The sequence below is a fragment of the Nonomuraea sp. NPDC050383 genome (assembly GCF_044459125.1).
Taxonomy (GTDB): Bacteria; Actinomycetota; Actinomycetes; order Streptosporangiales; family Streptosporangiaceae; genus Nonomuraea.
The window spans coordinates 727,846-743,123 of record NZ_JBITIP010000001.1; the positions used below are offsets into that span (position 1 = coordinate 727,846).

14 protein-coding genes are annotated in these 15,278 nt (G+C 72.1%); 1 reads left to right on the forward strand and 13 read right to left on the reverse strand.

Going from position 1 to position 15,278, the window contains the following annotated elements:
- Positions 1–73 precede the first annotated feature (73 nt).
- The 13 genes from ACIBG4_RS03220 to pyrR form a co-directional block, all read right to left on the reverse strand.
- Entirely contained in the window at positions 74–403 is a 330-nt protein-coding gene (locus tag ACIBG4_RS03220; protein ID WP_310714365.1) for a hypothetical protein, read from the reverse strand.
- Positions 404–538: 135 nt separating this feature from the next.
- Positions 539–1,873 (reverse strand): bifunctional phosphopantothenoylcysteine decarboxylase/phosphopantothenate--cysteine ligase CoaBC, encoded by a 1,335-nt coding sequence (gene coaBC, locus ACIBG4_RS03225; RefSeq protein WP_397200444.1) that lies wholly within the window; start codon positions 1,871–1,873, stop codon positions 539–541.
- Between the two features lie 8 nt (positions 1,874–1,881).
- A complete protein-coding gene (rpoZ, locus tag ACIBG4_RS03230; RefSeq protein ID WP_310714360.1) occupies positions 1,882–2,151 on the reverse strand; it encodes a DNA-directed RNA polymerase subunit omega in 270 nt (89 codons plus the stop codon).
- 5 nt (positions 2,152–2,156) lie between these two features.
- Positions 2,157–2,729 carry a guanylate kinase gene (gmk, locus tag ACIBG4_RS03235; RefSeq protein WP_310714420.1) on the reverse strand — a complete coding sequence of 191 codons (573 nt, stop codon included), beginning with the start codon at positions 2,727–2,729 and terminating at the stop codon, positions 2,157–2,159.
- 137 nt (positions 2,730–2,866) lie between these two features.
- Positions 2,867–3,190: an integration host factor, actinobacterial type gene (gene mihF, locus ACIBG4_RS03240; protein WP_020541698.1), complete on the reverse strand. Its 324-nt coding sequence runs from the start codon at positions 3,188–3,190 to the stop codon at positions 2,867–2,869.
- A gap of 854 nt (positions 3,191–4,044) precedes the next feature.
- Complete coding sequence (pyrF, locus tag ACIBG4_RS03245; protein ID WP_355447153.1) at positions 4,045–4,743, reverse strand: orotidine-5'-phosphate decarboxylase; 699 nt, start codon at positions 4,741–4,743, stop codon at positions 4,045–4,047.
- Positions 4,740–5,717: a dihydroorotate dehydrogenase gene (locus ACIBG4_RS03250; RefSeq protein ID WP_310714351.1), complete on the reverse strand. Its 978-nt coding sequence runs from the start codon at positions 5,715–5,717 to the stop codon at positions 4,740–4,742. The genes pyrF and ACIBG4_RS03250 overlap by 4 nt, the downstream gene beginning before the upstream one ends.
- Positions 5,718–5,751: 34 nt before the next feature.
- On the reverse strand, positions 5,752–6,618 hold the full coding sequence (locus tag ACIBG4_RS03255) for a dihydroorotate dehydrogenase electron transfer subunit (RefSeq protein ID WP_397200695.1): 867 nt from the start codon (positions 6,616–6,618) through the stop codon (positions 5,752–5,754).
- A gap of 36 nt (positions 6,619–6,654) precedes the next feature.
- Entirely contained in the window at positions 6,655–9,948 is a 3,294-nt protein-coding gene (gene carB / locus ACIBG4_RS03260; protein WP_397200445.1) for a carbamoyl-phosphate synthase large subunit, read from the reverse strand.
- On the reverse strand, positions 9,935–11,041 hold the full coding sequence (gene carA, locus ACIBG4_RS03265) for a glutamine-hydrolyzing carbamoyl-phosphate synthase small subunit (protein WP_397200446.1): 1,107 nt from the start codon (positions 11,039–11,041) through the stop codon (positions 9,935–9,937). Before carA ends, carB begins: the two co-directional genes overlap by 14 nt.
- Entirely contained in the window at positions 11,038–12,333 is a 1,296-nt protein-coding gene (locus ACIBG4_RS03270; RefSeq protein ID WP_397200447.1) for a dihydroorotase, read from the reverse strand. The genes carA and ACIBG4_RS03270 overlap by 4 nt, the downstream gene beginning before the upstream one ends.
- A 67-nt stretch (positions 12,334–12,400) precedes the next feature.
- A complete protein-coding gene (locus ACIBG4_RS03275; RefSeq protein ID WP_397200449.1) occupies positions 12,401–13,321 on the reverse strand; it encodes an aspartate carbamoyltransferase catalytic subunit in 921 nt (306 codons plus the stop codon).
- Positions 13,318–13,863, reverse strand: a complete 546-nt coding sequence (gene pyrR, locus ACIBG4_RS03280) for a bifunctional pyr operon transcriptional regulator/uracil phosphoribosyltransferase PyrR (protein WP_310714340.1) — start codon at positions 13,861–13,863, stop codon at positions 13,318–13,320. Before pyrR ends, ACIBG4_RS03275 begins: the two co-directional genes overlap by 4 nt.
- A 136-nt stretch (positions 13,864–13,999) precedes the next feature.
- On the opposite strand from pyrR, the gene ACIBG4_RS03285 reads away from it, so the two are divergent.
- A complete protein-coding gene (locus tag ACIBG4_RS03285; RefSeq protein ID WP_355447138.1) occupies positions 14,000–15,244 on the forward strand; it encodes an arginine deiminase in 1,245 nt (414 codons plus the stop codon).
- The last annotated feature ends 34 nt before the right edge of the window (positions 15,245–15,278 follow it).

A 15,278-nucleotide genomic window follows, 5' to 3' on the forward strand; every position in this document is an offset into this window, starting at 1 on the left:
CGCCGAAGTCTAGCCCTACCGGCCGTCCGGTCGCGAAACCGCCACGCGAACAGGGACTTCACAAAAAGGGACTTTACAGATCGGGCAAGGGGTCAGGGGGCAACGTCTCGGGGGCGAACACCTCGGCGTCGGCCGCGGCGACGACGGCCGCGTACTCCTCGTCGAACTCGAAGGCCATGGACCCGAGCTCGATCACGGGCCCGGGAGCCTGCATGATCGGCCCGAGCCGGGTGTGGCGGGGGAAGGCGGCGTAGACGGACACGGGTCGGTCGGTCCTGAGCATGCGGGTGGCGAGGACCGAGATGGCCCTGTCGGTGACGACGATGAGGAAGTTGGCGGCTCCGGGCGGGCCGATGGACAGCGCGGGGAAGACGTAGAGGATCTGCTCCTGGTCTCCCAGCAACGTCCTGCACCGATCCCTGACAGCGGAGCTCACCGGCATCGAGTCCCCCTTCGTGCCAAGTATCCGCAGCACCGGGGGGTGTAGCAACAGCCGATCCGGTAATCCACCGGTCCGGAAGAGGGCGCCTGGACGGGGTCAGGCGAGGCGGGCGGCGACCAGGTCCCAGACGGCGTCGGCGACGTCCTCCTTGGGCCCGCGCGGCACCTCGACCGGGTCTCCCCCGGCGACCAGCACCACGGCCGCGTTGTCGGGGGTGCCGAAGGCGAGGCCCGGGCCGACCTGGTTGACGACGAGCAGGTCGCAGCCCTTGCGGGCGAGCTTGGCCTGGCCGTTGGCGAGCACGTCGTGGGTCTCGGCGGCGAACCCGACGATCACCTCAGGGTACGGCGGGCGCTCCCCCGGCGCGGCTCCGGCGGGGGCCCCTGTGACGGCCCCGGTCCTGGCGCCGGCGACGGCGCCGGTCACGGAGCCCGTCACGGTGCCGGTGACAGCCCCCGTGACGGCGCCCACGGTGGCCGGGGTGGATCCGGCGGCCGAGCGGCGCAGCTCGCCCAGCTCGGCCAGGATGTCGGGGTTCTTGACCAGCGCGATCGGCTCCGGCTCCCCGTCCGTTTTCTTGATCTTGGAGTCCTGGGGGGCGGCGGGCCGGAAGTCGGCGACCGCCGCCGCCATGACCACCACGTCGGCGGCGGGGGCGGCGTCGAGCACGGCGTCGCGCAGCTCGGCCGTGGACTCCACCCGCACCACCGTGGCGCCCGCGGGGTCGGGCAGGGGGACGTTGGCGGCGACCACGGTGACCTCGGCGCCCCGGGCGGCGGCCGTGCGGGCGAGGGCGTAGCCCTGAAGGCCGGAGGAGCGGTTGCCGATGTAGCGGACCGGGTCGATGGCCTCGCGGGTGCCGCCGGCGGAGATCACCACCTTGCGCCCCGCCAGGTCGCGGGGGCGGCCGCGCAGCACGCGCAGGCACACCTGGAAGATCTCGGCCGGGTCGGGCAGGCGGCCGGGGCCGGTGTCGGCGCCGGTGAGCCGGCCCACGGCCGGGTCGATCACGACGGAGCCCCGCTCGCGCAGCGTCGCGACGTTGGCGCGGGTGGCGGGGTGCTGCCACATCTCGGTGTGCATCGCGGGGGCGAACACCACGGGGCACCGGGCGGTCAGCAGGGTGTTGGTGAGCAGGTCGCCGGCCAGCCCGTGGGCGGCCCTGGCGAGCACGTCGGCGGTCGCGGGCGCCACGACGACGAGGTCGGCGCCCTGTCCGATGCGGACGTGAGGCACCTCGTGGACGTCGTCCCACACCTCGGCCGACACCGGGTGGCCGGACAGGGCGGCCCAGGTGGGCTCGCCCACGAACCGCAGCGCCTCGCGGGTCGGCACGACCCGCACCTCATGCCCGGACTCGGTGAAGAGCCGGAGGAGCTCACACGCCTTGTAGGCCGCGATGCCGCCGCTGACGCCGAGGACGACCTTCATCGAAGGGGTCAGACCGCGCCTTCGATGGGCTCGGCGTTGAGCAGGCCCTCGGAGACCTCGCGCAGCGCGATGGACAGGGGCTTCTCCTGGGCGTGCGTCTCGACCAGCGGGCCGACGTACTCGAGCAGGCCCTCGCCGAGCTGCGAGTAGTAGGCGTTGATCTGGCGAGCGCGCTTGGCGCCCATGATCACCAGGGAGTACTTGCTGTCGACGATGTCGAGCAGCGCGTCGATCGGCGGGTTGGTGATGCCCTCGGCGACCGGAGCCGTGCCTGCCACGATTGTCAGACCTCTCGGTTGGTGGTTGTCGTGACCCCCAGAGGGTCGGTCATCAAATCTATCAGCCGATGACACACGTCTTCGACATCCGTGTTCACCAGGGTGAGGTCGAACTCCTTCTCGGCCGCCATCTCGACCCGGCCGGCCTCCAGGCGGCGGGCGATGACGTCCTCGGGCTCGGTGCCGCGCCCGCGCAGCCGCTTCTCGAGCTCCTCCCAGCTGGGCGGGGCGAGGAACACCAGCAGCGCGTCCGGCATGCTCCGCCGTACCTGCCGGGCGCCCTCCAGGTCGATCTCCAGCAGGGTGGGGACGCCGGCGGCGAGCCTCTCCAGCACGGCCGCGCGCGGCGTGCCGTAGCGGTTGCCCGCGAACTCCGCCCACTCCAGCAGCTCGCCGGCCTCGACGAGCCGGTCGAACTCGGGACCGTCGACGAAGAAGTAGTGGACCCCGTGCACCTCGCCGGGCCGGGGCCTGCGGGTGGTCACCGAGACCGACAGCCACACCTCGGGGTGTGCCCGCCGGATCTCGGCGACGACCGTGGACTTGCCGACGCCCGACGGCCCTGACAGGACCGTCAGACGTCTGTCACCGGAGGGGAGGAAGTCGACCTTCGTCCCGGCGCGGACGGCCTCGTGGGCCCTTGCATCGCCGGACCATGACCTCTCGGTCACCTTCCTACCCCCCGTCGAACCTGCGCTTTCGTGTGGAACAGAGACTAGCTCTCGTTGCCACCGAACTCGCGCTCGAGGGAAGCCCTCTGGTTCGCGCCGAGACCCCGCACGCGGCGGGACTCGGCGATGGCGAGCCGCTCCATGAGCTGCTTGGCGCGGACCTTGCCCACGCCGGGGAGCGATTCCAACAGAGCCGAGACCTTCATCTTGCCGATGACGTCGTCGGTCTGCCCATCCTTGAGCACCTCAGCCAGAGAAACCGCGCCGTGCTTGAGCCGGTTCTTGACCTCGGCACGCTCTTTACGGGCCTTGGCAGCCTTCTCCAGGGCTGCGGCGCGCTGCTCAGGGGTCAGGGGAGGAAGAGCCACGCCGGGTCACCTCGAATTTCTTGTCGACGTACTCGGACGGGAAGGGAAACTAGCTGGTCATCGACCCCTAAGCAACGCCAAGGCCAGTTTCTCTCCTGACAAAGTCAACTTCGTCACTTTGTGTGTCCATGACGCTACGGTGTGCTGACGAAATCGCCTTCACTTCCCGCTTCTCCCGACGCTTGGGAGGTCCGGCAACAAAGGGGACGATGATCGCATTCTCGGCGATCCTGGCGTCCGAAACCCCACGTCGAACGGCGTCCCAAACCTGTCGCAGTCGCGGTGCTGTGAGGCTTGTGCCATGATTTGATCTTGTTCGTGGGGACGCTCCCCGGCCCGGGGGACGACGGCTCCGCGCGGGCCCTGTCACGCCTTCGTGCGCGACGCGGGTTCGCGCGGGTGCGCGACGTCCGGCAGGCCGCATCTCGCGGCGCGGCCTGCCGCCGGCGGGGCGGCCACCGGGGCTCGCGGGCGGCGCGCGAACGCTCCCCGCGGGACGCGGCCGGCACGCCCAGTGGGGCCCTTGGGCTCGGGACGCCTCGGGCGCGCCCAGGAGGGTCCTCGACGGCGCGGGAAGGCCTCCGGTGGCGCACGGGGCGGCCCGGAGGCACAGGCCCGCCCCGAACGGGCGCGGAGCTCGCGGAGGCAGACCCCGTGCGGTCGGGCCGCGAAAGTCGTGCCTGCGAAAATCGGGCCCGCGAAAGTGCGCGCCCGTCCGGTCGGGCCCGCGAAGGTGGAGGCCCGCGAACGTGGAGGCCCGCGAAAGTCAGGCCGCGAGAGTGAGGGCCCGTGCGGTCGGCCCGCGAACGTGGAGGCCCGCGAGATGGGGCCCGTGAAAGTCGGGCCCCCTGCGGTCAGGAGGGTGTGGTGCGGCGGAGGGCGGCGGCGATGGAGGCGGCGGCGGCGCCGGGGTCCGGGGCGGCCGTGATGGGGCGGCCGATCACCAGCAGGTCCGCGCCGTCCGCCAGCGCCTGCTCCGGCGTGGCGACCCGGGCCTGGTCCTGGACGTCCGCCCCCGCGGGCCGCACCCCCGGCGTGATGAGGGTGATGTCCGGCCCCACCTCCGCCCGGACGGCGGCGACCTCGTTGGGACTGCACACGAGAGCCGTGGCGCCCGCCTCGACCGACATGGCCGCGAGGCGGCGCACCGCGTCGTCCGCCGGGCCCTCCAGGCCGATGCGCGCCAGGTCGGCCTCGCTGAGCGAGGTGAGAACGGTCACGGAGGCGATCTGCGTGTGCGGGGCGGCCTCCACGGCCGCCTGGATCATCCTGGGGCCGCCCGCGGCGTGGACGGTCAGGATGGCCGGGCGCAGGCGGGAGACGGCCTTGGCGGCCCCGGCGACCGTGTTGGGGATGTCGTGCAGCTTCAGGTCGAGGAAGACGCGGACGCCGCTCGCCCCGCGCACGGACGCGATGACGTCCGGCCCGTAGCGCAGGTACAGCTCCAGGCCCACCTTGACGGTGCTGACATGCGGGGTCACCAGCCCGGCCCAGCGGGCGGCGGTCTCCAGGTCAGGGGCGTCGAGGGCGACGGCGATGGGTGCGGGCGTCACGGGGAGCTCTCCTCAGAGTCGACGGGCAGGTGCCGGGGGGCGCTCCCCGGCGGGCGGTGGGCCAGGCCGACGGCGTCGGCCAGCCGCTGGAAGCCGCGCGCCTGGAGCAGGTCCTCCAGCTCGCGCTCGATGCGCAGGCACGCGTACGGGTCGTGGAACAGCGCCGTGCCCACCCCGACGGCGCAGGCGCCCGCCAGGATGAGCTGGAAGGCGTCCTCGCCGCTCATGACGCCGCCGACGCCGATCAGCGGCACCCCGGGCAGCGCGGCGTGGACCTGCCACACGCACCGTACGGCCAGCGGCAGGATGGCGGGCCCCGACAGCCCTCCGGTCACGGCGGCCAGCGACGGCCGCAGCGCCATGGTGTCGATGGCCATGCCGAGCGGATTGTTGATCATGGACAGCGCGTCGGCCCCGGCGTCCACGCAGGCGCGGGCGACGGCCACGATGTCGGCCACGTCCGGGGCCAGCTTGGCCACCACCGGGACGTCGTAGCGCATGATGGAGCGCACCGAGGCGATCACCTCGGCCGCGGCGCCGCCCTCGCGGGCGAAGACCCGGCCGCGGTCCTCGATGTTGGGGCACGACAGGTTGACCTCCAGCGCTGTGACGCCGGGCGCGTCGGCGAGCCTGCGGGCCAGCTCGGAGTACTCGGCGACGGTGCCGCCGCCGATGGACACGATGGTCCTGATGCCGCGCTGGGCGAGCCAGGGCAGCTCGCGTTCGAGGAAGGCGTCGATGCCCGGCCCCTGGAGGCCGACGGCGTTGAGCATGCCGGAGGCGGTCTCGGCCATGCGCGGTGTGGGGCGGCCGGCGCGCGGCGCCATCGTGATGGAGCGGGTGGTCAGCGCGCCCAGCCGGTGCAGGTCGAAGAACTGGGCCAGCTCGCGGCCGGAGGCGGCGCAGCCGGCGGCCGTGGTGACGGGGTTGGCGAGCTCCACGTGCGCGAGGAACGTGCGCATGTCGACGGGCATGTCAGCTCACCCCGGCCCGCGGGTGCACGAGGCGTCAGACGGCATGACGCGTACCGCCTCCGGGCGCGCCCAGGGCGTCGAACGGGATCGTTCCGACGTCCTCGAACCGCACCCGCTCCCCCCGGAACACCGGCCCCTCGGCGCAGGCGCGGACCATCCGGGTCACCCCGTCGTCGCCGATGATCGGCAGCACGCACGTCATGCAGACCCCGATCCCGCAGGCCATCGACTCCTCCACCGCCACCTGCACCGGGATGTCGAACTCCATCGCCACCGCCGTGACCGACCGCAGCGTGTCCATGGGGCCGCAGGCGTAGACGGCGTCGGCCCGGGTGTCGGCGATCACCGACGGCAGCGCGTCGGTGACCCTGCCGCGCAGCCCGAGCGAGCCGTCCTCGGTCGTGAGCGTGGTGGTGGCGGCCATGCGCCGGGCCCGCATGGCGCCGAACACGCGGTCGGCGCTCGCCCCGCCGAGCAGGAAGTCGACCCGGCAGCCGCGCTCCATGAGGGCGTCGGCCACCGGGAACAGCACCGCCGCGCCGTACTCGTCGCCGACGAGCACGCAGTGCACCGGGTCGCGCGGCAGCGGGAACGGCCGCCCGAGCGGCCCGACGAGGTCGAGCGTGTCGCGGGCGCGCCGCTCGGCCAGCCAGGCCGTGCCGGGTCCGCGCACGGTGAAGACGAGCTCCACCGTGCCGCCGTAGTCGGGCTTGACGTCGTGGACGGTGAAGGCACGCCGGGTGATCATGGACGTGCGGGACCCGCCCACGGCGACGGACACGAAGTGGCCGGGCCGGTGACGCTCGGCGATGCCGGGCGCCACCACCGTCAGCGCATGGTAGGCGTCGACCCGGCGCGTCGTCAGCACCGTGCCCGTCACCTGCACCGGAGTGCCGGCCAGTCTCCTTCACCTCCCGTGGGGCGCCCCGGGGCCGTGCTAGCCCCGCAGCGCCTGCGCGTGCTCCTGGAGGGACCGTACGCCCACATCGCCCCGCACGATGGCCTGGATGCCCGCGGCGGCCGCCGCGAGTCCCGCGACCGTGGTGATGCACGGGACGCCGCGCAGCACCGCGGCGGTGCGGATGTCGTAGCCGTCGAGGCGCGGGCCGGACTGTCCCGGGCTGCCGAACGGCGTGTTGACGATCAGGTCGACCTCGCCGTCGAGGATGCACTGCACGATCGTCGGCTCACCTCCGGGCCCGGGCCCCTCGCTGTGCTTGCGCACGATCTTGGCATGGACGCCGTTGCGGCGCAGCACCTCGGCCGTGCCCTCGGTGGCGAGGATCTCGAAGCCGAGGTCGGCCAGCGCCCGCACCGGGAAGATCATCGCACGCTTGTCGCGGTTGGCCACGGACACGAACGCGCGTCCCTTGGTGGGCAGCTCGCCGTAGGCGCCGGCCTGGGACTTGGCGTAGGCGACGCCGAAGAACTCGTCGATGCCCATGACCTCGCCGGTGGAGCGCATCTCGGGCCCGAGCACGATGTCGACGCCGCGGAAGCGGTTGAAGGGCAGCACCGCCTCCTTGACCGCGATGGACGCCTCCATCGGCAGCGTGCCGCCGTCGCCGGTGGCGGGCAGCATGCCCTCCTCGCGCAGCGAGGCGACGGACGCGCCGAGCATCACCCGGGCCGCCGCCTTGGCCAGCGGCACCGCGGTCGCCTTGGACACGAACGGCACGGTACGGCTGGCGCGCGGGTTGGCCTCCAGGACGTACAGGACGCCGGCCGACATCGCGTACTGGACGTTGAGCAGGCCGCGCACGCCGACGCCGCGGGCGATGTCCTCGGTGGCGGAGCGGATGCGCTTGATGTCGTGGCTGCCGAGCGTGATGGGCGGCAGGGCGCACGCCGAGTCGCCGGAGTGGATGCCGGCCTCCTCGATGTGCTCCATGACGCCGCCGAGGTAGAGCTCCTCGCCGTCGTACAGCGCGTCCACGTCGATCTCGATGGCCTCGTCGAGGAACTTGTCGACCAGCACCGGGTGGCCGCCCTCCTGGGCCGCCATGTAGCCGCTCAGCGTCTCGTCGTCGTAGACGATGGCCATGCCGGCGCCGCCCAGCACGTACGAGGGCCGCACGAGCACGGGGTAGCCGATCTCGGCGGCCACGGCCAGCGCCCCGGCGACGGTGGTGGCGGTGCCGTGCTTGGGCGCGGGCAGCCCGGCCTCGGCCAGCACGCGGCCGAACGCGCCCCGCTCCTCGGCCAGGTGGATCGACTCGGGCGTGGTGCCGACGACGGGCACGCCCGCGTCCTTGAGCGCCTGGGCCAGGCCGAGCGGCGTCTGCCCGCCGAGCTGCACGATGACGCCCACGACGGGGCCGGTCTGCTGCTCGGCGTGGACGACCTCCAGGACGTCCTCCAGGGTGAGCGGCTCGAAGTAGAGCCGGTCGGAGGTGTCGTAGTCGGTCGAGACGGTCTCCGGGTTGCAGTTGACCATGACGGTCTCGAACCCGGCCCGCGACAGCTCGAAGGAGGCGTGCACGCACGCGTAGTCGAACTCGATGCCCTGCCCGATGCGGTTGGGGCCGGAGCCGAGGATGATGACCTTCTCCCGCTCGCCGGGCGGGACCTCGCTCTCCTCGTCGTAGGTGGAGTAGAGGTACGGGGTCTTGGCGGCGAACTCGGCGGCGCACGTGTCGACCGTGTTGTAGACCGGCCGGACGCCGAGGGCGTGGCGCAGGTCGCGCACGCGGGCCTCGCCGACGCCGCGGATCTCGCCGATCTGCGCGTCGCTGAAGCCGTGGCGCTTGGCCCGCTCCAGCACGCCGGGGGTCAGCTCGGGAGCCTCGCCGAGCGCGGCGGCCTCCTCGTGCAGCAGGAAGAGCTGGTCGATGAACCACGGGTCGACGTTGGTCGCCGCGTAGAGCTCCTCGGCGGTGGCGCCGGCCCGGATGGCCTGCTGCATGGTGCGCAGCCGGCCGTCGTGCGGGACGCGGCACTCGGCCAGCAGCTCCTCCTTGGGCGCCACCTCGTCGCCGGGCGCCCAGGAGAACGACGATCCGGACTTCTCCAGCGACCGCAGCGCCTTCTGCAGCGCCTCGGGGAAGGAGCGGCCGATGGCCATGGCCTCGCCCACCGACTTCATGTGGGTGGTCAGGGTCCGGTCGGCGCCGCGGAACTTCTCGAAGGCGAAGCGCGGCACCTTGACCACGATGTAGTCGAGGGTCGGCTCGAAGGAGGCCGGGGTCTCGCGGGTGATGTCGTTGGGGATCTCGTCGAGCGTGTAGCCGATGGCCAGCTTGGCGGCGATCTTCGCGATGGGGAAGCCGGTCGCCTTGGAGGCCAGCGCGGAGGAGCGCGACACGCGCGGGTTCATCTCGATGACGATCATGCGGCCGGTGCTCGGGTCCACCGCGAACTGGATGTTGCAGCCGCCGGTGTCGACGCCGACCTCGCGGATGACCGCGATGGCCACGTCGCGCATGTTCTGGTACTCGCGGTCGGTCAGGGTCAGCGCGGGCGCGACGGTGACGCTGTCGCCGGTGTGGACGCCCATCGGGTCGATGTTCTCGATGGAGCACACGATGACGACGTTGTCGGCCTTGTCGCGCATGACCTCCAGCTCGTACTCCTTCCAGCCGAGGATGGACTCCTCCAGGAGCACCTCGGTGGTCGGGGACGCGTCGAGGCCGGCGCCGGCGATGCGCCGCAGGTCGCTCTCGTCGTAGGCGAAGCCGGAGCCGACGCCGCCCATGGTGAACGACGGCCGCACCACCAGCGGGTAGCCCAGCTCGCCCACGGCGGCCAGGCACTCGTCCATGGTGTGGCAGATGACCGAGCGGGCCGACTCGGCGTTGAGGCCGTGCTCGCGGGCGACCTTGGCGACGATCTCCTTGAACCGCTCGCGGTTCTCGCCGGCCTGGATGGCGTCGAAGTCCGCGCCGATCAGCTCGACCTCGTAGCGCTCCAGCACGCCCGACTCGTGCAGCGCGACCGCGGTGTTGAGCGCGGTCTGGCCGCCCAGCGTCGGCAGCAGCGCGTCGGGCCGCTCCTTGGCGATGATCTTCTCGACGTACTCGGGAGTGATCGGCTCGACGTAGGTGGCGTCGGCGAACTCCGGGTCCGTCATGATCGTCGCGGGGTTGCTGTTGACCAGGATCACCCGGAAGCCCTCGGCCCGCAGCACGCGGCAGGCCTGGGTGCCGGAATAGTCGAACTCGCACGCCTGCCCGATGACGATCGGCCCGGAGCCGATCACCAGGACCGACCTGATGTCCTCACGCTTGGGCACGGTTCATGACCTCGCAGAACTCGTCGAAGAGATAGGCGGCGTCGTGGGGGCCGGCCGCCGCCTCCGGGTGGTACTGGACGCTGAAGGCGCGGCCGTCGAGCAGCCGCAGGCCCTCGACGCAGCGGTCGTTCAGATTGACGTGGCTGACCTCGGCCTGGCCGAACGGCGTGTCGAAGGGCCCGTCGAGCGGCGCGTCCACGGCGAACCCGTGGTTGTGCGCGGAGATCTCCACCTTGCCCGTGCGGACGTCCTGGACGGGCTGGTTGACCCCGCGGTGGCCGTAGCGCAGCTTGTACGTGGACAGGCCCAGGGCCCGGCCGAACAGCTGGTTGCCGAAGCAGATGCCGAAGAACGGGGTGCCGCTCGACAGGACCTCGCGCAGCGGCTCGACGTCGGCCGTGGCCGGGTCGCCGGGGCCGTTGGAGAAGAACACGCCGTCCGGCCGCAGGCCGAGGATCTGCTCGGCGGTGGCGGTGGCGGGCAGCACGTGCACCTCGCAGCCGCGCTCGGCCATGCGGTGCGGGGTCATGCCCTTGATGCCGAGGTCCACGGCCGCGACCGTGTAGCGCTTGACGCCGACGGCCGGCACGACGTACGGCTCGGCGGTGGCCACCTCGGCGGCCAGGTCGGCGCCCTCCATGGCGGGCGCCGAGCGCACGCGCTCGACCAGCGCCTCCACCGGCTCGGCCGGCGCGGTGAAGATGCCGGCGCGCATGGCGCCGCGCTCGCGCAGGTGGCGGGTCAGGGCGCGGGTGCCGGTGATGGCGATGCCGACGACGCCCTGCTCCTTGAGGTAGTCGTCGAGCGAGCGGTTGGCCCGCCAGCTGGAGACGACGCGGGACGGCTCGCGCACGACGTAGCCGGCCACCCAGACGCGGCCCGACTCGGGGTCCTCGTCGTTGACGCCGGTGTTGCCGATGTGCGGGGCCGTCATGGCGACGATCTGCCGATGGTAGGACGGGTCGGTCAGGGTCTCCTGGTAGCCGGTCATGCCGGTGTTGAAGACCATCTCGCCGAACGTCTCGCCCTCGGCGCCGTAGGGGGTCCCGTGGAAGACGCGGCCGTCTTCCAGTACGAGCACCGCTTGTGTCACGTCAACTTCCCTTCGAGGACGGTGGGCGTACCGCGCAGGAACGTCGCCACCACGCGGCCGGGCAGCGTCATGCCCTCGTACGGTGTGTTCCTGCTCTTGGAGGCGTAGGCCGCCGGGTCGACCGGGGTGCGGGCGGACGGGTCGTAGAGGGTGATGTTGGCCGGGGCGCCAGCCGCCAGGGGACGGCCGTGGCCGGGCAGGCGGCCGATCCGCGCCGGGGCGGCCGACATGCGGTCCGCGACGCCGGCCCAGTCGAGCAGCCCGGTGTCGACCATGGCCTCCTGGACCACGCTGAGCGCCGTCTCCAGGCCGATCATGCCCATGGCCGCGGCCGACCACTCGGTCTCCTTGTCCTCGACCGGGTGGGGGGCGTGGTCGGTGGCGACGACGTCGATCGTGCCGTCGGCCAGCGCGGCCCGCAGCGCCTCCACGTCGGCGCGGGTGCGCAGCGGCGGGTTGACCTTGTAGATGGGGTTGTAGGCGCCCACCGGGGAGTCCTCGACCAGGTCGTCGGTGAGGAGCAGGTGGTGCGGGGTCACCTCGGCCGTGACGTTCCAGCCCTTGGACTTGGCCCAGCGGATGATCTCGACCGAGCCGGCGGTGGAGACGTGGCACACGTGCAGGCGGGAGCCGACGTGCGCGGCCAGCAGGCAGTCGCGGGCGATGATCGCCTCCTCCGCGACCGCGGGCCAGCCGGTCAGGCCGAGCCGGCCGGAGACGACGCCCTCGTTCATCTGGGCGCCCTCGGTCAGCCGCGGCTCCTGGGCGTGCTGGGCGACGACGCCGTCGAACGCCTTGACGTACTCCAGGGCGCGCCGCATGAGCACGGCGTCGCTGACGCACTTGCCGTCGTCGGAGAAGACGCGGACCTGGGCCGCGGAGTCGGCCATCGCGCCGAGCTCGGCGAGCTGCCGGCCCTCCAGGCCGACGGTGACGGCGCCGACCGGCTGCACGTCGCAGTGGCCGTGCTCGCGGCCGAGCCGCCACACCTGCTCGACCACGCCGGCGGTGTCGGCGACGGGCGAGGTGTTGGCCATGGCGTGGACGGCGGTGTAGCCGCCGCGGGCGGCGGCCTGGGTGCCGGTCAGGACCGTCTCGGCGTCCTCCCGGCCGGGCTCGCGCAGGTGGGTGTGCAGGTCCACCAGGCCGGGCAGGGCGATCGCGCCGCCGCCGTCGACGACCTCGTCACCGGCGCCGCCGGTCAGGCCGGGGCCGATCTCGGCGATGAGGCCGTCCTCGACGCGGATGTCCACGGGCTCTCCGCCGAGAACCCGCACATTCTGGATGATCATCGAGCCTCCTTCGTCGGCACGACGATCATGATGATGCTGTGCCCATTGGTTCGTTCGCTGCGCTCACTCACGGAACGATCTCTCCCCCGAGCAGCAGGTACAGGACGGCCATGCGGATGGTCACACCGTTGGCGACCTGCTCGACGATGGTCGAGCGCGGGGAGTCGGCCACCTCGGCGGCGATCTCCATGCCCCGGTTCATCGGGCCGGGGTGCATCACGATGGCGTCGTCGGGCATCTTGGCGAACCGGTCGCGGTCCAGGCCGTAGCGGCGGGAGTACTCGCGCTCGCTCGGGAAGTAGGCGGCGTTCATCCGCTCCTTCTGCACGCGCAGCATCATCACCGCGTCGGACTTCGGCAGCACCGCGTCGAGGTCGTAGGAGACCTCGCACGGCCAGGTGCCGACCGAGACCGGCAGCAGCGTGGGCGGGGCGACCAGCGTGACGTCGGCGCCGAGCGTGGCCAGCAGCAGCACGTTGGAGCGGGCGACCCGGCTGTGCAGGACGTCGCCGACGATCGTGATGCGGCGCCCGTCGAGGCCGCCCAGGCGGCGGCGCATCGAGAACGCGTCGAGCAGCGCCTGCGTGGGGTGCTCGTGGGTGCCGTCGCCGGCGTTGACGACGCTGCCGCGCACCCAGGTGGCCAGACGGTGCGGCGCGCCCGAGGAGCCGTGCCGGATGACGACCGCGTCGGCGCCCATGGCCTCCAGGGTGAGCGCGGTGTCCTTGAGCGACTCGCCCTTGGAGACGCTGGACCCCTTGGCCGAGAAGTTGATCACGTCGGCCGACAGGCGCTTGGCCGCGGCCTCGAACGAGATGCGCGTACGGGTGGAGTCCTCGAAGAACAGGTTGACCACCGTGCGGCCGCGCAGCGTGGGCAGCTTCTTGATGGAACGTTCCGAGACCCTCGCCAGCTCCTCGGCGGTGTCGAGGATGAGCAGCGCGTCGTCCTTGGTGAGGTCGCCGGCGGAGATGAGGTGGCGGTTCACTTGGCGTCCTCCTTGATGAGCAGCACGGCCTCGCGCCCGTCGATCTCCTCCAGGTAGACCTTGACCTTCTCGCTCTTCGCGGTCGGCAGGTTCTTGCCGACGTAGTCGGCGCGGATCGGCAGCTCCCGGTGTCCCCGGTCGACCAGCGTGGCGAGCTGCACCGAGGTCGGCCGGCCGAGGTCGTTGAGCGCGTCGAGGGCGGCGCGCACGGTGCGGCCGGAGTAGAGGACGTCGTCGACGAGCACGACGGTCTTGCCGTCGACGCCGTCGGGGGGCAGCTCGGTGTGGCCGAGCGGGCGGGCGGGCTTGAGCCGCAGGTCGTCGCGGTACATCGTGATGTCGATCGAGCCGACGGGGATCTTGACCCCTTCGAACTGCTCGATGCGGTCGCCGAGCCGGCGGGCCAGGGTGGCGCCGCGGGTCGGGATGCCGAGGAGGACGACTTCGCCGGCGCCCTTGGTGCGCTCGAGGATCTCGTGCGCGATGCGGGTCAGCGCCCGATGGATGTCCGGGCCCTCGAGGACGGCCCTGGATTCGGACATGGGAGATTCACCACCTTTCCCGCCTCACGGGACGGGTCTTAAAGGGTGTTGGTCGCACTCACAGTACCAGGGGCTACCAGCCACAACGGGGGGACCCCGCCCGCGTGACACGCGCTCCTCGGGGGATAGACAGACAATGACGTTCCATGTCGATTCCGAGGTGGGCAGGCTCCGCCAGGTCCTGTTGCACAAGCCGGACCTGGCCCTCAAGCGGCTCACGCCCACCAACAAGGACGATTTCCTGTTCGACGACGTCCTGTGGGTGCAGCGGGCGATGGAGGAGCACGAGGAGTTCCAGCGGGCGCTGCGCAGCCGCGGCGTCGAGGTGCACATCCTGGCCGACCTGTTGCGGGAGACCGTCGAGATCCCCGAGGCGCGCAAGCACATCCTCGACGCGATCGTGGACGAGCGGTTCATGGGCCCGCTGGCGGTGGACGACGTGCGCAACACGCTCGACGCGATGGACTCCGAGACCCTGCAGACGTACCTGACGGGCGGCATCACCAAGCGGGAGCTGGCGGAGCTGGACTGCGACCCCAAGTCGGTGGCCTACCACGCGCTCCCCGACGACGGCTTCGTCCTGCCCCCGCTGCCCAACCACCTGTTCACCCGCGACACCTCCTGCTGGGTGTACGACGGCGTCTCCATCAACGCGATGCGCAAGAAGGCCCGCATGCGCGAGACCGTGAACATGGAGGCCGTCTACCAGTTCCATCCCACGTTCGCCGACGGTTTCGGCAAGCCGCAGAAGGGCGGCTTCCACGTCTGGCTGCCCGGCCACGCGATCGCGCCGGCCACGCTGGAGGGCGGGGACGTGCTCGTCATCGGCCGCGGCGCCGTGCTCGTCGGGATGAGCGAGCGCACCCGGCCGCAGGCCGTCGAGATGTTCGCGCAGCGGCTGTTCCAGGCCGGGTCGGTGCGCACGATCGTGGCGCTGGACATGCCGAAGGCGCGCGCCTTCATGCACCTCGACACCGTCATGACCATGGTGGACGTGGGCGTGTTCACCAAGTACGCCGGGCTCGGCATGCTGCCGTCGTACACGATCGAGCCGGGCGACACCGAGAAGGAGCTGAAGGTCACCGACCATCCGCCCGAGGACATGCACCGCGCCATCGGCCGCGCGCTGGGCCTCGACGACATCGAGGTGCTCACGCCCACGCAGGACGTCTACGCCGCCGAGCGCGAGCAGTGGGACGACGGCTGCAACGCGCTGGCCGTCGAGCCCGGCGTGGTCATCGCCTACGAGCGCAACACCACGACCAACAACTTCCTGCGCGACAACGGCATCGAGGTCATCACGATCCCCGGCAGCGAGCTCGGCCGGGGCCGCGGCGGCCCCCGCTGCATGAGCTGCCCGATCGAGCGCGACGGCATCTGAGCGGGACTGCTTCTTCGAGCGGGACTGCTTCTTC